The sequence below is a fragment of the Bradyrhizobium sp. NAS80.1 genome, from assembly GCF_001908205.1.
GTDB lineage: Bacteria > Pseudomonadota > Alphaproteobacteria > Rhizobiales > Xanthobacteraceae > Bradyrhizobium.
Genome location: NZ_LGHL01000170.1, coordinates 1 through 21,642 on the forward strand (window position 1 = coordinate 1; position 21,642 = coordinate 21,642).

A 21,642-nucleotide genomic window follows, 5' to 3' on the forward strand; every position below is an offset into this window, starting at 1 on the left:
CATTGACCTCGTTAACGGTACGGCCGATGAGGAGGATAACTGAGGAGCGTCCAGCAAGGAAAACGGCCGACTAAACATGCTAGAAGTTAGCTGTGGTTTGGCCCACGCAATCAGGGAATCTCGAGGAACTATTCAGCTAAACGGCTGAGACAGAGCTAAATGGCCAATGTCACCCCTCTCATCCCCGTACAGCTTCCGCAGCAGCATGGCTTTTTCAATGTGGCCGGCGTACCGCCGACCGCGCTGCGTCGCCTATGCAGAGGCCCTGGCTCGCGAAAATGGGCAGCGCATCGATCCGGCGAAGCTGATCGCGCCCATGTTAGCGCGCTTTATGGCCACGGACCGCGGATTTGCAAAGGCGAGACGAACCAATCATTCCCCAAGAGCCGGCGGGGGCGAGGGGTAGCGTTCTGCTAACAATTTGAGGAAACGCTTCAGAGCCGGATTGTCATTGTCATCGCGCCAGTGCGCATAGAAGTCCAACCGGCTTGGTCCCGTTCCATCCTGTAGCTCTCGATACACCAAGCCGGCAAAGCTCGCTCCAATATCCGATTCCATCACGAGGCTGAGCCCCATGCCCATACTTATCAGGCTCTTAATGATACCTCGGCTAACGTCATGGCGTTCGATCTTGGGACGGTCCTCAGGTAGTACGAGCTTCGAGATCAACAGATCCTCAAGCTCTCGTCCAGGATCATACTGGCTTAAGAGAATCGTTTCGTTACGCAGATCGGTCCAATAGACGATCTCGCGTGGTGCCAAGCAGTGATCCTGAGGCAGCGAGATCAAGATGCGTTCGCTCCACAGCGGCAGTGCTTTAGTGTCCTTTGAAAACAAACGCCCTGGGGTGACAACCACATCGACCGTCCCGCTGCGAAGGGCAGTCATTAGACGAAGTCGAGAGCGTTCCATCGTCGCCAATTCGATCTGCGGGAGCCGCTTCTTGAACTCCCCTAAGGTAGCTCGCAAATTCCCGGTCGAAATGGATGTGCAGAAGCCCATCGCAAGGTGACCAGATACGCCGCGACCACTAGATTGTCCCGCATCGACAAGTGTATCGACTTGTTCCAAAATCAGCCGTGCAATTCGCAGAACCGCTCGGCCAGCGAGAGTAGGCTTGATTCCCCCGCTTGAGCGCTCAAACAGTGAAGTCCCGACCAGATACTCGAGCTGACTGATGGAGCGGCTGAAGACGGTGTGCTTGATCGAAAGTGCCTCTGCGGCTCGTCGAAAGCTTCCGTAGTCACAAGCCACAACGGCCAATCGAAGCTGTTGCAGGTCGATAGCTTTGGCCGCGTTTCGCCGATTGTTCCCAATGTCAATGTCGGTCATGTTCGTAGCTCGGTAGTAAGCCGCAAGACACGGCGTCCCCGCTCCATGCGGGGACGTACATTTCGTTCGTTGGCGTGGGTCGTTCTAGGCGGCCGCGAAGATTACCGGCGTCCAAAGAACTGGCGTCACAAAGCCGCCAGCCTTGCGAAGGTTCGAGAGAATCTCACTCGAAATTGCAAGGTAACCCGCCACGGCTAAGGTGTTGCCGATTTTGGAAGGATTGCCAATGCGCCGCAGGGGCCAACCGGCCCGTCGGAGGATTCGTTCCATTCGGACATCCGTGACGGTAACGATGTCAGTGAGCTGTCGTGAAAGTCCGAATTCGACCATCCCCGCAAACAGCTCATATGTGGCACAAGTGATGCCATGATCTCCTTTTGGGGCGTCCACGGCAACGTCGATTGCAAATCTGCTGCTTTCCCAGACGAGAGGGGTTGACGGTGCGGGTTGACCGCCAAGAAGGGCGGGAAACGTGTCGCGAAGCATAGTCGGGCCGAGCGTGGGGAGGAGGCGAACGGATCCCTGTACTCGACCCGCGTCAGATAGCTGCGTTAGGTACGTTGGATGCAGCGCATCGAAATCATCAATCTCCATGTCGCCGCTGGTTTGAACGTCCCAGGCCATGCGGAGCTTGAAAACACGATGCCGTAACCGATGCATTTCAATGATAGTGCCGGAAAACTCCCCATACGAAGGTGGTGTGATCAGCTGAATCATAATCCCTCCAAAAGTGTTCATGACCTCCTTTGAAGCGGGATTGTTGATCTGATTCATTACCTGTAGTTGCAGGGGGCGCGCGTCCTAATTTTGCTTTTCTTTGTTAGCAGCGGCCAACCGCGTCACCGCCTGCACGACTGTTCGAACACCTAGCTTCTCCTTCGCGTTCTCCAGATAGTACGCGACGGTGTTGCGCGAGATGCCAAGGATGCAGCCAATCTCCCAAGCACTTTTCCCTTGCGAAGCCCATTCCAGGCATTCGAATTCGCGGGGAGACAAGCGTATTCCATACACGTCGTGTTCGATGGCGAACTTTCGGCGGACGTGAGCATGGAAATACATCGCCATGAGCTGAAGAACACGCCCATGTGAGTTAATGCACTTTTCGAACGGAGGTCGTCTCTCGTCGGCTGCAAAAGTCAGCGCAGCGACTGGACCGTGCCCATCGTGAATGGGAACCGTAAAGCCAAATCGGATTCCAAACTGCGCGGCCTCGTCGAAAACCTGCTGCTGCGCCATCGAAGTAAACCCCGATCGGAAATCAACACCCCATCGGAAGGGTTCCGGGGTCTGAAGCGCTTCGCCAATCACAGGATCGATGATTTGGTAATCTCTGCGCAAATAGTGAGCCGTCCACCGTGAGGGATATGTGGAGATTAGGCGCGGCTTGCCGCTTTTCGCTCGGTGGAGAGCAAGATAGGCGAAACAAGATAGATCCAAAGCGGTCGCTGTGTCGGCCATAGCTTTGGAGAAGTCCTGAAGACTTTCTGCTGTCGACAGAAGATCAATAAAATTCTGAAAGACGCGATGCATTTCGCAACCTGCGGTATGTCCCAAACTTGGATGTGCTTCTGACTGTCCTGAAATGGATCCTCGTTCGTCGCCGGCCACTTCTCGATCGAGTGATGGCGGTAAGGTTCAACCGAAGGTCAGACGTTATCTTATTTAGAATACAGTTCGGTTCAGTTGCCGGTCTGAGGAAGCTAAGCCATTTTGCTTGGTAACCGGCTCGTTAGGCTCAGGCGGGGCCAAGCAGGAGCGGTGACGACGACGTAAGCGAGCTCTCAGACGGGATGTGACGCGGCGTCCACGGCCCCACCACTACGCCGTGGATTTTCGTTCCGCCTCATACGGCGGCTTTTTGTTGTCCTACTCCGATGCAGCCGAGAGGGACTAACGTGCCTCTGCAAGCCGCTTCTTGATCATGCCAGTCGAAGACTAATCGCCACATCACTTTATCCCAACCCACGGAGTACCTCCCGCCTGGTCAACGTCGACCATTCGACTAGGTCCAACAGCTTCCGTTCGTCATCTTTAGACCAGCGCGCGTTCACGGCGACCGGTTTCCGAACCGCCACCCGTATCTGATGGAGTGGAGACAAGTCGCGCGGTCAGCCGCGCGACCTCTGCCTTTGCGGTGTCGATGGCAGCGCCCTTCACCGGGCCGTAACCGCGTATTTCCATCGGCGTTTTTGCAATGGCGATGAGATCGGGCAGGCGCGCCGCATCGAGACTACCGAGCATGGTGCCGATCAGCGTCTCGTACCAGCTAATCAACTCGCGCTCCGCGCGGCGCTCCGTGGTGTAACCGAACACGTCGAACAGTGTGCCGCGCAGCCTTTTCAGGCTTGCGAGCAACCGCAGCGGCGTCTGGATCCACGGGCCGAACTCGCGCTTCCGCGGCCGCCCGCGGGCGTCGTGTTTGCCGGGCAAGAACGGCGGCGCAAGATGGTACTGCACCTTGAAGTCGCCGTCGAATTCGCGGCTCAGCTCGTGGAGGAAGTCGGTCTGCATGTGCAGACGCGCCACCTCATACTCGTCCTTATAGGCCATCAGCTTGAACAGCGAACGCGCCACCGCGTCGGTAAGTGCCTCCGTGCCGAGCGCCTGTTCGACGCTTCGTACGCGATCGACGGTCGCGCGATAGCGCGCCGCGTAGGCCTCGTTCTGATAGCCCACGAGAAAGTCCGCGCGCCGAGCGATCACCTGGTCGAGCGTCTCGGGCGTGCCGGCCGCAGCATTCTCCGCCTTCGGCAGGAAATCCGGATCGGCACACGCGATCCGGCCCCAGGCCAGCGCCTGCTTGTTGCGCTCGATGGTCACCCCGTTCAGCTCGATCGCGCGCAGCAATGCCTCGAGCGATACCGGCACCAGCCCGTTCTGCCAGGCAAAGCCGAGCATCATGATGTTGGCATACACGCTGTCGCCGAGCAGCCGCTCGGCCAGCGCGTTGGCGTCGAGCGTGCCGAGATTGCCCGCTCCGATCACCCGCTCGATGGCGCGCAAGCGGACCGGCGAGGCGAGGTCGGCATCACGAAAACGAACCACGTCGCCCGTCGGCATCTCCGCCATGTTAACCGCGGCGCGCAGGCCCTTGCGATAGGTGCCGGAGGCCTTGGCCGACGAGCTCACCACGAGATCGCAGCCGATCAGCGCATCCGCCGCGCCCTGGTCGATCCGCACCTGGTGCAGGCGATCAGGCGTCGCGGCAAGGCGCAGATAGCTCAGCACCGGTCCAAACTTCTGCGCAAAGCCGGTGAAGTCGAGCACCGAGACGCCGCGCCCTTCCAGATGCGCGGCCATTGCGACCAGCGCACCGACCGTGATCACGCCGGTGCCACCGACGCCGGTGATGAGCAGGTCATAGGGCCGCTCGAGCGTGGCAAGCGTCGGTGCCGGCAGCGCCGCGGCGCGCGCCATCGGGTCGATGCGGCTTGCCGTCTTCGCGCGCCGCTTGCCGCCTTCGATGGTGACAAAGCTCGGGCAGAAGCCGTTGAGGCAGGAGAAATCCTTGTTGCAAGTCGAGAGGTTGATCTTGCGCTTGCGGCCGAACGGCGTCTCCTTCGGCTCGACGCTGAGGCAGTTCGATTCCACCGAGCAGTCGCCGCAACCCTCGCAGACGAGATCGTTGATGTAGGCGAAACGCGCGGGATCCGGCAGCATACCGCGCTTGCGCCGCCGCCGTTTCTCGGTGGCGCAGGTCTGCTGATAGATCAGCACGGTGACACCGGGAATCTCGCGCAGCTCGCGCTGCACGGCATCCATCTCCTCGCGCGGATGGATGGTGACGCCGGCGGGCAAATCGGCGAGCGAGAACTGTGCGGGATCGTCCGAGACCAGCGCGATGCGCGACACGCCCTCGGCGCGGACAGAGTGCGCGATCGCCTGCACGCTGACCGGGCCGTCGACCGGCTGGCCGCCGGTCATCGCGACCGCGTCGTTGAACAGGATCTTGTAGGTGATGTTGGCGCGGGCTGCGATCGCCTGCCGGATCGCCATCGAGCCCGAGTGATAATAGGTGCCTTCGCCGAGATTCTGGAAGATGTGCCTGTGGCCGGTAAATCGCGATAACGCGGCCCAGTTGACGCCTTCGCCGCCCATCTGGATCAGCGACGAGGTCTCGCGGTCCATCCAGCTCGCCATGAAGTGGCAGCCGATGCCGGCCAGCGCCTTGGAGCCTTCGGGCACCTTCGTGGAGGTGTTGTGCGGGCAACCGGAGCAGAAATAGGGCATGCGGGTCGCGCCCGGCACCGCGATGGTGCGAACCTGCTCGGGTGCGAGCGCGGCGACGCGGCGGGCGAGCTGCAGTTCCGGAAACATCGGATCGAGCCGCCGCGCCAGCACCTCGGCGAGCATGCGTGGCGACAATTCGCCGGTCCAGGAGATCAAGCGCGCGCCGGTCTCGTCATGCTTGCCGACCATCCGCTCCGGCTTCGCGCCCGGATAGTCGTAGAAATACTCCTTGAACTGGCTCTCGATGATGCCGCGCTTCTCCTCGACCACCAGGATCTCGCGCTTGCCCTTCACGAACTCCATCGCGTCGTGCAGCGCGAGCGGCCACACCATGCCGACCTTGTAGATGTCGATGCCGAAGCGGCGGCAGGCGGCTTCATCAAGCCCGACCAGCCGCAGCGCCTCCATCAGGTCGAGATGCGCCTTGCCGGTGGTGACGATGCCGTAGGTCGCGCCCTTGACGTCGTAGATGTGGCGGTCGATCGGATTGGCCTTTGCAAAGGCGTAGACCGCGTGCTTCTTGGCCTCCAGCCGCTCCTCGATCTGTGGTCCCGGCAGATCCGGCCAGCGATAGTGCAGCCCGCCCGGCGGCGGCACAAAGTCCGGCCGTGCGAAGACACGCGGCGGCCGCAGCTCGACGGATGCGCCTGATTCCACGATCTCCGAGATCGCCTTGAAGCCGACCCACATGCCGGAGAAGCGGCTCAGCGCATAGCCATATTCGCCGAAGGCGAGATACTCGCCGACATCTGATGGATGCAGCGTCGGCATGAACCAGCTCATGAAGGCGACGTCGGACTGGTGCGGCATCGACGACGACACGCAGCCATGGTCGTCGCCGGCAACGACAAGCACGCCGCCATGCGGCGAGGAGCCATAGGCGTTGCCGTGCTTCAGCGCATCGCCGGAGCGGTCGATGCCGGGGCCCTTGCCGTACCACAGCCCGAACACGCCATCGACCTCGCGGTCCGCTTGCGTCTCGACCTGCTGCGAGCCGAGCACTGCGGTGGCGGCGAGGTCTTCGTTCACCGCCGGCAGGAATTCGATGCGGCTGTCCTTGAGCTGCTGCGTGATCTTCCACAGCTCGAGATCGACGCCGCCGAGCGGCGAGCCGCGATAGCCGGAAATGAATCCCGCGGTGTTCAGTCCCGCGGCGCGATCGCGCCGTGCCTGGTCGAGCGCGATGCGGACGATCGCCTGCGTGCCCGTGAGGAAGACGCGGCCGTGGTCGCGGATGTAGCGGTCGGAGAGCTGGTAGGCGTCAAGCTGCGGCATCTGGCCCATGACTGGCCCCTTAGGAATCGCAATGTGTTTTCTGGAGACAACGGTACGCCTGAGCGTCTGGTAGGTCTTACCTATCTATTCTGTCTAGACGCCAAGATCGGTATAAGATTGCCAAAATCGACTTAATTCGGTGGAACATACCAGAATGGGTTTCTCGATGGTTGAAGAGCAGGACGAGAAGATCCTCGCCGAGCTGCAGAAGGATGGCCGCGCCACCAACCAGCAGCTTGCTGAAAATGTCGGCATGTCGACCTCGGCCTGCTGGCGCCGCGTTCGCGCGCTGGAGGAGTCCGGCGTCATCGCAGGCTATACGGCACTGGTCGCGCGCGAGCAGGCGGGCTTTGCCGCATCTGCGATCCTACACGTCTCGCTGGAGCGGCACGATGTGAAATTCGTCGACGAGTTCGTCGCACGCGTCAAGAAGCGCCGCGAGGTGTTGGAATGCTTCGCCACCACCGGCGATGCCGACTATCACCTGCGCGTCGTTGTCCGCGACATGGACGCCTACAACAAATTCCTCGACGAGTTCATGTTCCGCATCCCCGGCATCCGCCACGTCCGCACCAACGTGATCCTGAAGGAAATCAAGACCGGCGTGGCGCTGCCGTTTTGAGTCGTCGCCCAACCTGTAGTAGTGCTAAATCTTGGTAGTGGGAATTAAGAACAATGAACCGCTCGTCGCAGATGTGATAGGGGCCGAGTCGTTCGCTCTCTTTGCGGCGTCCTCAAGAATCCCCTGTCAGCCATGGCCCCTTGGCGCATCGGGGGGCGTGTACGCAGCCAAAGAGGGCGATTACTTCTTATTCCAATGTGACTATGAACACCGAACATTATTCGAATCTCGGCCAAGAGACGTATGAGCTCATAGGCAAAGCAAAAAGTGTACGGGCGTCAGGCAGGCAGCGCTGAAAGAAAGTCAACTACAGGGAGAGCTGGTTGTGATTTTTGGACCGAGATGAGCGCGAAAGATGTCGTCGACAGCCATGAACTGCTTGTTCAACAGATTAAGAGCAAGGGTTTGCTACGGGCAGAGACAATACTGACGAGTATGTGCTCGAAAGGCTGGACGGACAACTGGTGAAGCGCCTTGGAGCATTAGCCCAATAAGTGGCGTTGACGGCAGAATCCTAGTCGAGGCGAGCGCAGTTGCCCTCGACCGCTAGAAGCAAAGCTCCGCATTCCGTTCCGCCAAGGCGGCGGAATGTCGAGCAGCGTTTCGATGCGAGTCGCTCCGACAGAGTTTACTGATCACTTATCTTCCCATCCCCGTGGTCGGTGGCTCGCGGAAGCCATCTTGTAAATGGTCTGACAGCCGCAGCCGCGCGAGGTCAGAGATCATGGAGAGAAGTGGTATGATGAGTGAAATGGATGCCGTTGTCCGCGAGTACGCAGTCCGAATGCTTGCGTCTGTACTGTACGGGCCGCTGGCTTCGGTGAAGTTTGATGATCAGAATGAACGTCTTCAAGGACGTGCCGTAATGCGCGTCCTTGAAAGGATGGTCGCCTCAGGCGCAGCCGAACATAAATATGACAAGGCCCGAAGCCTAGACGAGTTCAATTCTACTGACAGATGGATCCGAAACTGGGGGGCATTCCCTGGTGACAAGCTGAGTATTGATCGCTCCGAGCGTCACACTATCGAGATGCGTGCCGGTGCCGGAGGCGCCGACATGGATATCGTTCTGCAGGTAGATGGACGAGGTCGATCCGTCGACGCAGCGCGCCGGTCGAGTCGGCATTGCCGCCGACCAACAGATAGTAGCCCGACAGGCTGGCGCCGCTGCTGAGCCCGCGCGTGCCGTTGCCATTATAGCCGCCATAGACACTGTTGGTGGTGCTGAGGCTGGAGCCCTATCGCTGAACGTCAGCGTGCCGGACGATCGGACGATCCTGCATTCCGACCGATATTAGTGCGGCCGCTGAGGGTCAGCCTCGGCGCCAGCCTGACCGTGGCTTCGCTGCCCGTCCGCTCCCAACGCCCATCGTCCCCCCCGCGCAACCGACGCATGTCCTTGAGCGGGGTATGCAAAATTCCGGTGCGGCTGTCGTCTCAATCCCCGCGCAAATCGGCAATTTTCTCTGCGGAGTTACCGAGAGGTCACGGGGTAAGAGCGGTGCGGGCCGGGCGGTGCTCCCGTGATCCACATCGCCGACGCCAACGAGCAGCACACCAACACGCTATTGGCGCCAGTGTGATTGAACCCCAGTATGCTCATGCCAGCGCCGGAGGTGATGCAATGCCGATCTGCAACTGACTATGCAGACGCAAGAGTAGATGGCTCATGCCTATGTGTTAAACCATGTTGCCTCATGCGCCACACAAGCAGTTCAATTCGATCTTGTCCGAAAAACGGCTCATCCAAAAACACCGCCGTGGGAATTCCCCAATGTCCTGCCGCCGTAAGCGCGGCGCCATTGGCTTCAATCACTCGATCAAGATCCGCTTCTTGTCCAACGATCGACGCCTCCATTTTCTGCAGGTTAAGGCCGGCCGAAGCGGCAACCTCGGCGAGGTGATCGCCTTCATCCCACTTGAGCCCGCTCCCCCAAATCAAACGACTTAAGTGATAGACAAACTGAAAGCCGCGACCTGCTCGGTCTGCCAGCACCGCCAACCGACTCAAGCGATGAATGTGCGGTTGCTCCGCAGCAACATGCATTGTTGTCTTGTCCTGAACAAGTGGATCTGGATTGGCGTAGCTGAACGGCAATCCGTGATAGGCGGCGACCCGCGCGAGATCCAGAAGGGCGTACCTGAAAAAGAGCGGATTGAAACGTGCTGCGCTTTCGGGATGACGCAGCAGTCCGGGTAGTACCACCTTGACGCGGAAAGTTACATTATATTGATCTTGAATGCGTTTGTAGCGTTCTGATCCGAGGTATGTGTATGGACTCCGAATACCCCAGAACAGGTCAACATGTAGGCTCATCGTGGGACTCCTATGCTTGAGATGTAAGGTGCAGAGCGGGCAGCATGCGCATGTGCAGATTCTGTTTCAGACCTTGCTGCAGAACGTTCGTATGACGTCCGCGAGCCGCCGCGGAGCGGTAACATTGGCGAAGTGACCCTGGCCGTTGAGGATCGCGGTCTGCGTCGGAAATCGCTGAGGGCTGTCGCCTGGCAAGGCGATCGATTCAGGCTTCAACGGGTGCAGCGAAGCAGTGTTTTCGCCGGATATAAAGAGGCTAGGGATCGCGGGTAGGTCGAACCGGTCCAGAAGTGCAGGCATGGCGTCAATCTCGGCAAGCCAGTTGCACGCCATCGTTTGCATTTCATTGCAATCAGCGAGTTGATCCACTGCAAATGTGGGTAGCGCAGGGAAGTACACCGAGCAGAGATGCCGAACCGCCTCGGGCAGCCGATCTTCGTCGGCGGCAGTAAGAAAGGCGCGCAAAGCCGGAGGGATATCCACGCGGCCGCGGACATTGAGAGGGGGCTCGTAGCAAATCACGGCATCAACTAAGCCCGCGTCTGCTCTGGCCGAAGTCAACAGCGAGACGACGCCCCCCGAAGCTGTGGCCGAATAGCAGAGCGCCTCCGCCGATGTGCCGCAGAATGCACATCAGGTCATCGATATCATGCATGATGGCGTAGTCGGTTCGACGCGTCCCACTCTGACCGTAACCACGGCGGTCGATGACGTGAACACGATAGTCCGCCGCGAGGAGTCGCGCGACCTGAAGCCAGTCGCGCGAATCTGATCGGCTGCCATGTACGATAACGAAGGGGCGTCCGCTGCCGAGCACCTGCGCGAATAGAGTGGTTCCATCATTCGCGAGGATCTTGATCGTATCCATGCAGTATCTCGCCTCAACACGTTTCGATATTGTTCGAAATCACAACTAGAACCCCTTGTTGAAGGAAAGGAATACTCTGGTGGTGTTGAGTGAGTTGCGCTGCGTCATAGGCTCGAGAACTTTCAGCTTCCATACAGCGTTCCATTCGGGAATCGCGTACGCCACGACCGGTCCAACGCCAATCGTTTCCAGGTTCTTTCCATTTGGAGCAACGATCATTCCGTTATGAATGTCGTTTTGCCACTGGTGCCCATAATACCCAGCAAGCCCAGCCTGCCAGCGGCCGAACTTCTCCGTGATCGCGAAATCGATGTCGGCGACAGCGCCAGTCGAGTAGTTCGTCGCGGTGTTCGTTGATGCGAAATCCAAAAACAGGCGCGCGCTGAGCTCAAGTCCGTCACCCAAGACATTCGGGGGGGGTGAGGTACGAGAAAGCGATACTTGGTATGAAGAAGTAAACGTTATGTCCCGGCGTGAGAAGCTGAGTTGTGCTGTACGCGCCGGTAGGAACGATCATAGAATAGGCGAGCTTGATGGTCAGGCCGTATGGAGCGGCCGCGGATGGATGCGCGGATGACGTATCGATGCCGATCGGGCCGAGATACTTACTCCAGGCAATCAACTCGGCGTATGTGTCGCCCAGACCGCTGAAGTATTCGCTTCTTTGATTGAGAGAGAAATGGCCAAATTGATAAGGCACTTGGATGGTTGAGGCTATTGTGCCTCCGAGGACCTGGAATGGATAGACGTACTGAACACCCAGAGCTCCAAGGTATATGCTTCCACCGGCGGTCGCATTGGGGACCGGTTGGCCATCGCCGTACAAGCGGTCTGCATACCCTGATCCTAGCACCATGCCGATGTACCAGCCCGGAGGTGGCAGGTATGCCGCGCGCATATCCGTGCCACCAATCGGACCGCCGAAGGTCTGACCTTCTGACGCATAGGTATGAGATGATGCGGCTATGCAGGACATCCCCGCGATTGCCATTGCTAAAACGCGTCCAAGTAGGTGACTTCGCATAGGATCCTCCCAAAATTTTGTCTGATTATTGGATTGGGCGCCGCCCGACAGCGCTATCTGTGGTATAGATGCGCGCGGCACCAACGAGCAACGTCAGCCAGCGCTCGCTTCGCGACAGGGATGTCAAACTTCGTGAATCCATGCGGCATCCCGTCGTATAGATTCAGCGTCACGTTCGCCTCTGCATGGTCGGCTCGGTGCGCATAACGTTCGACATCGCTGAGCATGACTTCGTGCGTGCCCACGCAAAGCAGGATTGCAGTGCCTCGTACGATCGTTGCATTGATCGGAGCGGCGAGCGGATGATCTCTTGTCGCGTCATCCAGGTAGAGGCTGATCATCTGCTCGCCCATTTTCGCGGTGGCAATGTCGCGGCCTGCGTTGAATTGCCACGACGCGCCCCGCATGCGCAGATCGATCATCGGCGAGATGCCGACAATTGTTGGCGGTGCCGGCAAGTTCTCCCGGGCTGCGTTGTCTGGAAGTGTCAGGGCGAGGCATCCGCCCGCCGACTCGCCGACAACGACGATATTTTCAGGCGCGTATCCACTTTCCAGCAGTCGACGGTAGACGGTAAGTGCATCCTGGACTGCGGCTGGAAAGCGATGTTCAGGGGCCTGTCGGTAACCTGCCGCCAGGACAGGAACTCGAGCTACCGCGGACAGTTCGACTGCATTAACTCGCGCCAACGCGAGGCTCCCTCGAACAAACCCGCCACCGTGTAGAAACAGAATGACTTTGCTGCCGTCGCCGTCGTTCGGCGTCATTCGCTCGCACGGGATACCACTCTCTTCGCTCGCTGAAATTGTCACGGGTGAAACTGAGGATGCCGCGTTCGCATTCACTGCGAGCGTCGCAGTCCCTCCACGCATGGCTTCAACGGTCGTTGGGGCCGAATAGATGGATTGGAATTGCTTGTCTCGGAGGAGGCCGTCGACGTATTGCCTGTCGTGCGGTCCGGAGTCGATGTGGTGGATTTTCATTTAGGTCGCTTTTTCTGCAGTTTCACGGAGGATTGGCGTTTCGTTGGAGAGATGTGATGCGCGTAGCCGCGTCTCTGCGTGCTTCATCAAAGCGAGAGCACACGCTGCAATCAGGAAGAGCGTGCTCGATAGCGCCAGTGTGAGCGCGCTCGACGTGTTGCCGAATATATCGCTGAGTAATCCAACAACTGCCGGTCCAATGCTCGTTCCAAAGACATTCACACTCAGGAGAAAGAGACCCACGATGCGTCCCCGCAGACGGCTGGGAATGCCTACTTGGAGTGGGATGGGCATGATTGACGTGAGCACACTCGCGGTCAGGATCATTCCCGCGTAACACGACAACGTCGCACCGAAGGATGAGCTGAACCAGAATACCGCCGCTATCGCCATTTGCGCGACAAGGGGCCATTGGGCTCGCCTCATGGTCAGCTGGACGACCTCGACATCGCGGACGTGACCGACCAGCCACTGGCCACCAAAGGTGCCGACAATGCCGCAGGCAAAAAAACGCGATCCCGAGGGGGCGCCCCAGCTCGGCTGCTGTCCCGAAGCCGCTCCGTATGGCAAGAGTGGGAAACCAAGTAAGAAGCGCAAACAGGCCCGCTATGATGAAGGCGTATGCACAGAAGTAACTGGACAGATAGCGGGATTCACGCACAGCAAAGTCGATAGCTTCGCGCGCGCTAATTGGCGCGTCGGCTCGCTTTCCGAACCGTGGAGGCTCTCGCACAAAGAGCCAAAAGCACATCGCGAGCAAAAAGCCAGGGATCCCAAGGATAACGAACACAACCTGCCACGGCTCAAGGTGGCCGATCAGAGGCAGCACGATCCCGGACGTCTGAGCGAACGCCTGAAGGATCAAACTGCCGACGATCAGCGCCGCGCCCCCTCCGAAGTACGGCGCTGCCATGTAAATGGCTGTAGCGCGAGGCAGCTCTCGGGCGGGAAAGACATCAGCAAATGTCGACAATGCCGCGGGTGAACAGCCGGCCTCGCCGAACGCTGTCATGGATCGCGCTAGGATAAGTTGCGGAAACGTTATTGCCAGGCCGGTGGCGGTCGTCGCGGCGCTCCAAGCGGCGACGCATGCGGCCGTGACACGCATCCGGTTGGCGTTGTCAACCAGCCACCCCAGGGGCACACCACCGAGGGCGAATGAAATGGAAAACGCAGTCCCTTGAAGAAGGCCAACCTGAGTATCGCTGAGACTCAAGAAATGTCGAAGGGGATCAATCAGAATCGTAAGGACCTGGCGGTCAAGGTATGCAAGCGCAAAACCACACGTGAACATCGACAGTATCACCCAGCGATGAGGCGCCGGAGGTCCTTGATTGGATTGTTGCACCATGTCGCCATTTCCCCCCGAGGGCCGCTGATGTGTTGCGGCATTTATCAGTGTAATGAAACCATTATAGTATCATATGTAACTAATCTCAAGAGAGCTCTATCGGAAAAAAAGATTTCTCGGGATGGAGTTGACGAACGGGCGGTCCCGGCAACCTATGATGTGTTGCTGCTGCACGAAGTTAGAGAGGGATTCTTGAAAACACGAGTGGTCGATGAAGAGACGCGCAAAGCGGCTTCTTTTCTGAAGCGTATTTCTGGCGACGCGAACGATCAGCCAGCCACCCTGCATGAGGGCTTCCCGCCCGAGAGTTATCGTTACGACCTGGGGCAGGTCGAAATCTTGTCGACGCTGTTGCATCGCCTTTACGAAGCCGCAATGCAGGCGCGCACGGGGGTGTCCCTCATTGAGTGGCGTGTTCTCGAAGCCGTCGGCTGCGCGCCCGGAATCACGGCAATCGAAGTCGCTCAATACTGGGAATACGATAAGGTTGCGGTCAGTCGAGCTCTGCAGAATCTAAAGAAGCGTCGCTTGGTCGCTGTCACGCCGCACCCGGACGACAAGCGGCGATCGCAGTTGCATCATACCAAAGCTGGTCAAGCAGCGTATAAAGAACAGCTCGCGGTGAAGCAGCGCTATCTCGATGCTCTCTCGGTGGTGCTCACGAAGGAGGAGGTGCGGATGTACGGCGATCTCACGCGCAAACTCATCGATCATTTTAGGCGTGTCCGACGCGAAGTGGCTGACAAGTAGCAAGCTTGCGGCGGCTTTCCATCTTCACCAGCAGGAGCCACGGCACCGCCTTGGTCGCGTTGCGCAGGGTGCTGAGGCCCGGACGACTTCTGCAGAAGAAAGGATAACCGGCACGAGTCCGGCATCCTTCAAGCAATTCGCGATAGAGAATTCCAACGCCTGGCGACCATGAGCGCGTCGGGCGTAACAGGGGCAGGGATGGGTGAATCCCAAACGTCTTGTGGTTGAACCGCGATGTCGGTGATTTGGCGGGAGCGCAGATCGAGCAGCGCTCGGAACTCAAGAAGAGCGCGGTCCTTTTCTTTTCCGACGTGGTAAACCCCATCGGCCGCAGGATCTATGGCATTCCCGAAGCCACCTACGGCATCGTGATGACCGGCAAGAGCCACGCCGCGCAAGCAGCGATTTGGCGGATGGATCTCTCCGCTTTTCAGACTGTTGGCGCGGCTGAAGTTCCTGCGGTTGCAACCGCTTCGACTTGTTCGGCTATTCGGGTGAGCGAAAGATGGAGCGAGAGTTGATCGGCTGGCACAAACTCGTTGGTTGTCGAATCGCTTTCGTGCCTAAAGGCCAAATCTGGGCGATCTAGTTAGTTAGGATCGCGCAGGCGCCTATGGATATACGCGGCTACGGTCCGGTGGAGGAAGCTGCGGCCGCGGCGACGAGGGACCGAAACGGTCAGGCGCCGCTTGCAGCAGCTTCCTCTTGAGGCAGCCGATCTTCGTGCGAGCGCTGGTGCGCGTTTAGGCTATTTTCGGCCGAGAGCGGAGATGGCGGCCTCTGCGCCGGCCAGAACAAGAGCGGTCACCATCTTCGCATAAGCTTCGCGCGTAAGGCTCTTGCCCTCGCGAAACCACAGAAAGTGCCAATTTAGCATCGCAAACAGCGACATGGTCAGCGGCGTCAGCGCGTCGCGCCGCTTCGCTATCGACGGGATCGTGCCTGCGATCGCTTCCGAGACGATGGCAACCAGTTTCCGTTCCAACGACTTGAGAACCCGTTGTTGTGCAGTAGGCAGGAGTTTCAGGCTCGAAATCTGAACTTGGTGCTCGGCGTCGGCGCCGCGATAAGCGTCGAGCAAGGCCGAAGAGATGGCGAACAAGCGTTCCTCGGCGCTGCCGGGTGATTGGGAAGCGGCTTCGGCAATGTCGACTAGGTGCTTCAGGTGATGGTCAAGGATATCAAAAAGAACATCATCCTTGGAGCTATAGTAGTGATACATCAGCGCCTTGGAGACACCGCAGGCCTCCGCGATCATCGTAGTCGACGCGCCGCCATAGCCATTTTCGGCGAACAAGCGCGCAGCACGAGTAAGAATGCTCAAGCGCTTTTGTTCGTAGTCGCTTGCTCGTGGACGAGCCATTTCACCTCGGGGACGCAGCAATAGAAGCTGGCAAAGTGGCATCGACCATCCGGTCGGTCAATTAATCTTCGAGCTCTTTCACAAGATTGGCTTTGCCCCTCGACCACAACCGGTTTTCCCGACGTTCCGGAGGTTGAGTGCGCCTGCCTGCTTCTCGCGCGGGATTGCGAAGATATTTTTCGCCAGACGTGCGCCTGCCTCGCGTTGCAGGTCGCGCTCCAGGTCGAGGGTGGCGATCGCGGATCGGTCGAAAGCGCGCTTGATCAATGCAAGACCTTGGGTTGGCTGATTGGAAAGGCGCGCGGTAAGCGCTTCAGCTTCGCCGCTTAGCTTCTCGTCGTCGACCCGCGCCAGATCAATCCCCAGCTTTCAGCCGCCTCGGCGGGGACGAGGGCGCCAGTCATGGCAAGAGCTTTGGCGCGCGCCTCGCCAACCAATCGTGGTAAAAACCACGAGCATCCGGAATCCGGCACAAAGCCGATTCTGACAAATGATTGGGCGAACTTCGCTGAACGCGCGGCGAGAACGACGTCGCAGGCGAAGGCGATGTTGGCTCCGGCGCCGGCCGCCGTGCCGTTGACGGCGCAGATGACCGGTTTGTTCAACGAACGGATGCGGCGAATGAGCGGATTGTAAGAGCGCTCGATAGTGACTCCAAGATCGGGTGGGGGATTGCCGATCACCGCGACATCGCTCAGATCTGGCCGGCACAGAACGCGCGGCCTGTGCCGGTCAACAGAACTGCGCGGCAGTCGACATTCTCGGCTGCTTCATCGAGTGCCCTAGCAAGCAATCCGTGCATCGTCTCATTGAACGAATTCAGCTTGTCGGGCCTGTTCAGGGTGACGATGCGCCATGCCCCGCGGTCGTCGATCAGGATCGAATCCACGGTTCCTCCCGCTCGTTTGCAAGTACCTGCTTGAATTAAGCGACCGGTCGATTAATTAATATCCACTCCGGTGACCGAGTCAACCGGATAGCGGCCGGACGTTGATTGCCGGCGTTGCGGAGCCACCGGGAGGAGATCGATGACTATCACCTTGCAGAGCCTTGCGTCTGACCGTTGGGTCACACCCACCACCGGCTTCGTCGACATTCCTAGTGCGGTCGACGGCCGCGTTGTCGCTCGGCTATCCGCCGCCGGATTGGACTTTGCGAGGATGGCCAGCCACGCGCGCAACACCGGCGGTCCCGTCCTGCGCGAACTCACCTTCCATGCGCGCGCCGACAAGTTGCGGGCGCTTGCGGTTCATCTTGGCCAGCACAAGGACGTGCTGTACCGGCTGGCGGGCGATACCGGCGCCAACAGGCGCGACAATGCCATTGATATTGAGGGTGGCATCGGCACGCTGTCGGCCTATGCCTCGCGCGGGCGTCGGGAGCTGCCGGATGCTAAATTTGCGCTTGAAGGCGAGGTCGAGGGGCTCGCCAAAGGCGGTACGTTTGTCGGCCAGCATTTGCTTTCGCCCCTGCACGGCGTCGCAGTCCATATCAACGCCTTCAACTTTCCCTGCTGGGGACTGTTGGAGAAGTTTGCGCCGGCGTTTCTCGCCGGCGTCCCCGTGATCATAAAACCTGCGACCGCGACCGCTTATGTGACGGAGGCCCTGGTGCGGTTGATGCACGAATCCGGAATCTTGCCTCCCGGCAGCCTCCAGATGATCTGTGGCTCGGTCGGCGATCTACTCGATCACCTCACAGGACAGGATGTCGTGTCGTTCACCGGATCAATCGAAACATCGAACAGGATTCGTAACCATCCGAATATCGCCAAGCATTCGGTTCGTTTCGTTGCCGAGCGGGATTCGCTCAATGCGAGCGTGCTCGGCGACGATGTGACTCCGGAACAACCGGAGTTCGCTCTGTTTATCCGCGAAATCGTGCGCGAGATGACCGTGAAGACCGGCCAGAAATGCACCGCGATCCGGCGGATCCTGGTACCCAAGACCCGGGAAGCTGCGGTCATCGCGGCCTTGAAGGCCAGTCTGGCAGAGGTCAGGCTCGGCGATCCTCGCGTCGACGAGAAGGTAATGGGGCCCTTGGTTAGCAGGGCTCAGCGTGCCGCCGTATGTGGCCAGATCGCGATACTTCTAAGCGAGGCGGAGATCGTCTTTGGCGATCCCGGTCAACGCGGGGGCGAAGGGATCGATGCGGAGAGCGGGGCCTTTATCTCCCCGGTTCTCCTGCGTGTCGTCGATCCGGCGACAGCTCAAAGGGTTCACGACACCGAAGCATTTGGGCCGGTCGCGACGGTGATCGCCTATGATGGGATCGACCAAGCCGTCGATCTGGCCAGGCGCGGCGAGGGCAGTCTCGTGGCATCAGTATTCACCTACGATCGTAAGGTGGCGGAAGCCATTGTTCTGGGCATCGCGCCCTATCACGGCCGTGTCCTGATTGTTGATCGGGATTGCGCGAAGGAATCGACGGGACATGGTTCGCCGCTGCCTAGCCTTGTCCACGGGGGGCCCGGGCGCGCGGGAGGCGGCGAAGAGCTCGGCGGGCTACGCGGCGTGTACCACTACATGCAGCGCACCGCGGTACAGAGTTCGCCTGGTCGATTGTCGGCATTGACGGGTGCTTGGTGCAACGGCGCACCGACGTCTCTTGCGGACGTTCATCCCTTCAAGCGCAACTACGATGAACTCGTTGTCGGCGATACCATCGAGACCTCCAGCCGTTCGATCACGCTTGATGACATCGAGCACTTTGCGGAATTTACCGGCGATACGTTTTATGCCCACATGGATGAGGTGGCCGCGAAGGCGAATCCGTTTTTCCCTGGGCGCGTCGCGCACGGCTATCTTATCCTCGCATTTGCAGCCGGGCTTTTCGTTGATCCGGCGCCAGGACCGCTTCTGGCGAATTATGGTCTCGACAATCTACGGTTCCTCAAACCAGTCTCTCCAGACGATAGCATCAGGGTACGTCTGACGGTGAAGCAGAAGTCGCCCGCGCGAAAGCCAGAATACGGCGAGGTGCGATGGGATGTCGAGGTCATCAACCAAAACGGCGAACCTGTCGCTCGCTACGATCTTCTGACCATGAGCGCCCGAGCGGCATGAATCCGTCGACGAAACCGGCGAGAGAGCCGAAAGCCCCGACTTTATCGCGGAATCTTGCAGAGCAGATTTGACTTGGCTTTTCGTGACGTTGCTCCCAAGTTTTATCTTGCGCTGAGCTCGCAAAGATTCCTAGCGGGGTTGAGAAAAATTCAGCCATTCGACCAACGGCGGATTGCTACAGTGGGACCGTCTGGATCAGGATGTGCGCGTGAAGAGCAAAACTGTAGCGCAGTTGTGGGCTGGCTCTAGGTCCCCTCTTACGCCGCGTTAGGGCTTCCTTGCAAAACAGCGCTATGGCTCTTCCGGCGGCATCGACTGCCCACGGAACTTGAAGGGCTGGCCAGAACTTAGATTAGCCGCGATGGGATTCCCCAAGAGCTGGACGGCGATCAGGCGGCGTGCGACGACTTTCGCTAGTCGCTTGATGGCGTTGTTGTCGATAATGGGCCATTGGCTGCCGGCGGCGAAATCCCATTTCGGGGCCGTAGCTCAAATGGTGGGTTTTGGTCTAGGAAGGTCGGAAATGCTTTATATTTCAATGGAGGTTGACTGACACTCTCTCCGTCGCACTGCTTCTCCATTGTATCCGGCCGTTCGAGGCGACAGCAAATCAATGAATAGCGCGACAACGGCTGTTGCGGTTAGTTCCGTAACGTTACCCCTAGTCACCGCGCAAACCGTAGCTTCGGAACGTGGGGTCGGAGGACGGATTTCGCGTTGAAGAACATGGCTCGCAAAGCTCAAGCCGCTCGGCGAAAAGGGACGAAAACCCTTTGGTTAGATTGCAACCTGAACTGAATGTCGGTATCGGTGGTTGCGTCTCCCCGCAACCACCGCTCCCGACACTCCCGCAGCAACCGCTGCGGGAGTTTTCGTTTCTGTAGACTTTTCATGGGTCTTGGCGGGTCATCCACCCCAAGATCGTGCCCAATTCGCCATAGAGGGTTGCGTTCATTGCACCGCGATTGGGACCAGGTTCCAGAACTATCCGTTCGATCAGGTTGCGTAGGGCTTCTGTTGCCTTCCCCCCGGTCTTCCGGCTTGTTCAGCGCTTCTGTGAGACGTCCGACCTTCTTGGCGTAAATCTTTGAGGTGCTCGGCAGGATATCCGGCACATCCAACGGGCTTTCGCAGAGAAGGGTGACGAGTTCCGCCTTGCGACTTTCGAGCCCATCCATCGCCGCCTTCATGGACGGTTGGAACATGCCCTCTTTGATGGCCTCAATGATGCCTTGGATTTGCTTCTCCACCTTGACCAGTTCAGACCGCCAAGCTTCGCCGTTCGCGATTGAGCCGGTTTGTCTCTTCTGCATAGGCGCGCATCGCCTCGGCGACTACATCCGGTGCCATCATCCGGTCCTTCAATCCGGCCAGGACGCGCCGTTCGAGCTCTTCGCGCGGAATGGTTCGGCCGTTCGAGCAAGAACCGTTAGTCACGTGCGCAGAGCAAACGAAGCGATCCGCACCTCGCAGCGAATACGGGCCGCGACAGCAGCCGCAGAAGATCAACCCGACAGCAGCGATCTTGGCCGACGCGCGCCGTTCAGCCGATTTTTGGCGTGATGTTCGCGAATGGCCTCAGTCACGTTGACATATTTGTCAGCAATCTCGCCTTGACGAGTTTTCGCCACCTGCCAAAGCGCGTCATCGAGAATGCGTAGCTCAGGAACGTCGGTGACGATCCATTTTGACTCTGGGTTGAGACGCGACACGCGCCGCCCCGTCGACGGATCCTTTACATAGCGCTGTCTGTTCCAGACTAGGCGACCAATGTACAACTCATTATTGATAATGTCGGTGCCGCGCTTAACGTGCCCGCGGATAGTCGTGTCGTTCCATAGCTGCTCTTCAGGGCCGGTGACACCCTCATTATTGAGTGTCTTGGCAATCGTGCGCGGACTGATGCCCTTCGCGAAATCGCGGAAAATGCGACGGATCACGTTAGCTTGGGCTGGATCGATCTCACGATCGCCCCTGCGGTGATCGCCGCCACAGGCGCCTTAGATCTCACGGCCAAACAGGTACGCCGTCCAACCCTGCGGTTTCTGGCAGGCCGCAGATCAGGTTCGCATTCTGCACCGCCTGACCAGCCGCTCCCTTGCCGAGATTGTCGACCACGCCCATCGCAATCACCAAGTCGCGCTCTGGATCGGCCGCATAGCTGACCAAAGCGAGGTTCGAGCCGGTAGCCCATTTGGTCTGCGGCGGCTTGTCGGTCACGCGGACGAACGCCCGCCCGGCGTAGAAGCGCCGGGCCGCGTCCAAGCACTGGCTCGTGGTGGCGCGGCCGCGACAGTACATGGTGACGAGAACGCCGCGGGTCATCGGCACCAAGTGTGGCGTGAACACCAGCCCGGCCGCGCTGCCGCCACTCAGCCGCTCGATCGTCTTGGCGATCTCGGGCATGTGGACGTGCTTGAGCAGACCGTAGGGCACCAAGTTCTCGTTGCTCTCGGCGTAGC

At 59.1% G+C, this 21,642-nt stretch carries 20 protein-coding genes and 2 pseudogenes; 5 read left to right on the forward strand and 17 right to left on the reverse strand.

Going from position 1 to position 21,642, the window contains the following annotated elements; genetic code table 11:
* Nucleotides 1-244 precede the first annotated feature (244 nt).
* Nucleotides 245-406, forward strand: a pseudogene (locus AC629_RS33045) (DUF2274 domain-containing protein); the annotation flags it as partial.
* Here the strand turns inward: AC629_RS33045 and AC629_RS33050 are convergent.
* The 4 genes from AC629_RS33050 to AC629_RS33065 form a co-directional block, all read right to left on the reverse strand.
* Nucleotides 373-1,332: a LysR family transcriptional regulator gene (locus tag AC629_RS33050; protein ID WP_084808996.1), complete on the reverse strand. Its 960-nt coding sequence runs from the start codon at nucleotides 1,330-1,332 to the stop codon at nucleotides 373-375. The pseudogene AC629_RS33045 and the gene AC629_RS33050 sit on opposite strands and share 34 nt — an antisense overlap.
* A gap of 84 nt (nucleotides 1,333-1,416) precedes the next feature.
* The gene (locus AC629_RS33055; protein ID WP_084809011.1) at nucleotides 1,417-2,049 is read right to left on the reverse strand and encodes an acyl-homoserine-lactone synthase; all 633 of its coding nucleotides are present in this window, start codon (nucleotides 2,047-2,049) and stop codon (nucleotides 1,417-1,419) included.
* Nucleotides 2,050-2,133: 84 nt separating this feature from the next.
* Nucleotides 2,134-2,862, reverse strand: a complete 729-nt coding sequence (locus AC629_RS33060) for a LuxR family transcriptional regulator (protein WP_084808997.1) — start codon at nucleotides 2,860-2,862, stop codon at nucleotides 2,134-2,136.
* Between the two features lie 501 nt (nucleotides 2,863-3,363).
* Nucleotides 3,364-6,846, reverse strand: a complete 3,483-nt coding sequence (locus AC629_RS33065) for an indolepyruvate ferredoxin oxidoreductase family protein (protein WP_084808998.1) — start codon at nucleotides 6,844-6,846, stop codon at nucleotides 3,364-3,366.
* 157 nt (nucleotides 6,847-7,003) lie between these two features.
* Between AC629_RS33065 and AC629_RS33070 the strand changes: the two genes are divergently transcribed.
* Nucleotides 7,004-7,459 (forward strand): Lrp/AsnC family transcriptional regulator, encoded by a 456-nt coding sequence (locus tag AC629_RS33070; protein WP_084809012.1) that lies wholly within the window; start codon nucleotides 7,004-7,006, stop codon nucleotides 7,457-7,459.
* A gap of 1,642 nt (nucleotides 7,460-9,101) precedes the next feature.
* On the opposite strand, the gene AC629_RS33080 is transcribed toward AC629_RS33070, so the two are convergent.
* The 7 genes from AC629_RS33080 to AC629_RS50755 all read right to left on the reverse strand — a co-directional run bounded on the left by AC629_RS33080 (nucleotide 9,102) and on the right by AC629_RS50755 (nucleotide 13,945).
* Nucleotides 9,102-9,776, reverse strand: coding sequence for a 2-hydroxychromene-2-carboxylate isomerase (locus tag AC629_RS33080; protein ID WP_084809000.1), 675 nt, complete (start codon nucleotides 9,774-9,776; stop codon nucleotides 9,102-9,104).
* Between the two features lie 66 nt (nucleotides 9,777-9,842).
* Nucleotides 9,843-10,259, reverse strand: a complete 417-nt coding sequence (locus tag AC629_RS33085; RefSeq protein WP_143199624.1) for an alpha/beta fold hydrolase — start codon at nucleotides 10,257-10,259, stop codon at nucleotides 9,843-9,845.
* Between the two features lie 43 nt (nucleotides 10,260-10,302).
* Nucleotides 10,303-10,644, reverse strand: coding sequence for an alpha/beta fold hydrolase (locus AC629_RS33090; RefSeq protein WP_084809002.1), 342 nt, complete (start codon nucleotides 10,642-10,644; stop codon nucleotides 10,303-10,305).
* Nucleotides 10,645-10,689: 45 nt separating this feature from the next.
* Nucleotides 10,690-11,049 (reverse strand): transporter, encoded by a 360-nt coding sequence (locus AC629_RS33095; protein ID WP_168195632.1) that lies wholly within the window; start codon nucleotides 11,047-11,049, stop codon nucleotides 10,690-10,692.
* Nucleotides 11,042-11,635 (reverse strand): transporter, encoded by a 594-nt coding sequence (locus AC629_RS33100; RefSeq protein ID WP_084809004.1) that lies wholly within the window; start codon nucleotides 11,633-11,635, stop codon nucleotides 11,042-11,044. The genes AC629_RS33095 and AC629_RS33100 overlap by 8 nt, the downstream gene beginning before the upstream one ends.
* Before the next feature lie 86 nt (nucleotides 11,636-11,721).
* Nucleotides 11,722-12,651, reverse strand: coding sequence for an alpha/beta hydrolase (locus AC629_RS33105; protein ID WP_084809005.1), 930 nt, complete (start codon nucleotides 12,649-12,651; stop codon nucleotides 11,722-11,724).
* Nucleotides 12,652-12,673: 22 nt separating this feature from the next.
* Nucleotides 12,674-13,945, reverse strand: a complete 1,272-nt coding sequence (locus AC629_RS50755) for an MFS transporter (RefSeq protein ID WP_502693068.1) — start codon at nucleotides 13,943-13,945, stop codon at nucleotides 12,674-12,676.
* Here AC629_RS50755 and AC629_RS49145 point away from each other — a divergent pair.
* Nucleotides 13,832-14,752 carry a MarR family winged helix-turn-helix transcriptional regulator gene (locus tag AC629_RS49145; protein WP_245332064.1) on the forward strand — a complete coding sequence of 307 codons (921 nt, stop codon included), beginning with the start codon at nucleotides 13,832-13,834 and terminating at the stop codon, nucleotides 14,750-14,752. The genes AC629_RS50755 and AC629_RS49145 overlap by 114 nt on opposite strands.
* Nucleotides 14,753-14,976: 224 nt before the next feature.
* Nucleotides 14,977-15,273: a hypothetical protein gene (locus AC629_RS33120; protein WP_084809007.1), complete on the forward strand. Its 297-nt coding sequence runs from the start codon at nucleotides 14,977-14,979 to the stop codon at nucleotides 15,271-15,273.
* 227 nt (nucleotides 15,274-15,500) lie between these two features.
* Here AC629_RS33120 and AC629_RS33125 read toward each other — a convergent pair whose 3' ends face one another.
* Entirely contained in the window at nucleotides 15,501-16,115 is a 615-nt protein-coding gene (locus tag AC629_RS33125) for a TetR/AcrR family transcriptional regulator (protein WP_143199625.1), read from the reverse strand.
* Between the two features lie 192 nt (nucleotides 16,116-16,307).
* A pseudogene (locus tag AC629_RS33130) lies at nucleotides 16,308-17,004 on the reverse strand (enoyl-CoA hydratase-related protein); the annotation flags it as partial.
* 139 nt (nucleotides 17,005-17,143) lie between these two features.
* Here AC629_RS33130 and paaZ point away from each other — a divergent pair.
* Nucleotides 17,144-19,180 carry a phenylacetic acid degradation bifunctional protein PaaZ gene (gene paaZ / locus AC629_RS33135; protein ID WP_084809008.1) on the forward strand — a complete coding sequence of 679 codons (2,037 nt, stop codon included), beginning with the start codon at nucleotides 17,144-17,146 and terminating at the stop codon, nucleotides 19,178-19,180.
* A gap of 740 nt (nucleotides 19,181-19,920) precedes the next feature.
* Here the strand turns inward: paaZ and AC629_RS49150 are convergent.
* The 4 genes from AC629_RS49150 to AC629_RS33155 all read right to left on the reverse strand — a co-directional run.
* The gene (locus AC629_RS49150; protein ID WP_245332065.1) at nucleotides 19,921-20,493 is read right to left on the reverse strand and encodes a hypothetical protein; all 573 of its coding nucleotides are present in this window, start codon (nucleotides 20,491-20,493) and stop codon (nucleotides 19,921-19,923) included.
* Nucleotides 20,441-20,689: a recombinase zinc ribbon domain-containing protein gene (locus AC629_RS49155; RefSeq protein ID WP_245332066.1), complete on the reverse strand. Its 249-nt coding sequence runs from the start codon at nucleotides 20,687-20,689 to the stop codon at nucleotides 20,441-20,443. Before AC629_RS49155 ends, AC629_RS49150 begins: the two co-directional genes overlap by 53 nt.
* Nucleotides 20,686-21,120 (reverse strand): recombinase family protein, encoded by a 435-nt coding sequence (locus AC629_RS49160; RefSeq protein WP_168195633.1) that lies wholly within the window; start codon nucleotides 21,118-21,120, stop codon nucleotides 20,686-20,688. The genes AC629_RS49155 and AC629_RS49160 overlap by 4 nt, the downstream gene beginning before the upstream one ends.
* 67 nt (nucleotides 21,121-21,187) lie before the next feature.
* The coding region (locus AC629_RS33155; protein ID WP_283848213.1) for an Asd/ArgC dimerization domain-containing protein at nucleotides 21,188-21,642 on the reverse strand (455 nt) is incomplete at its 5' end.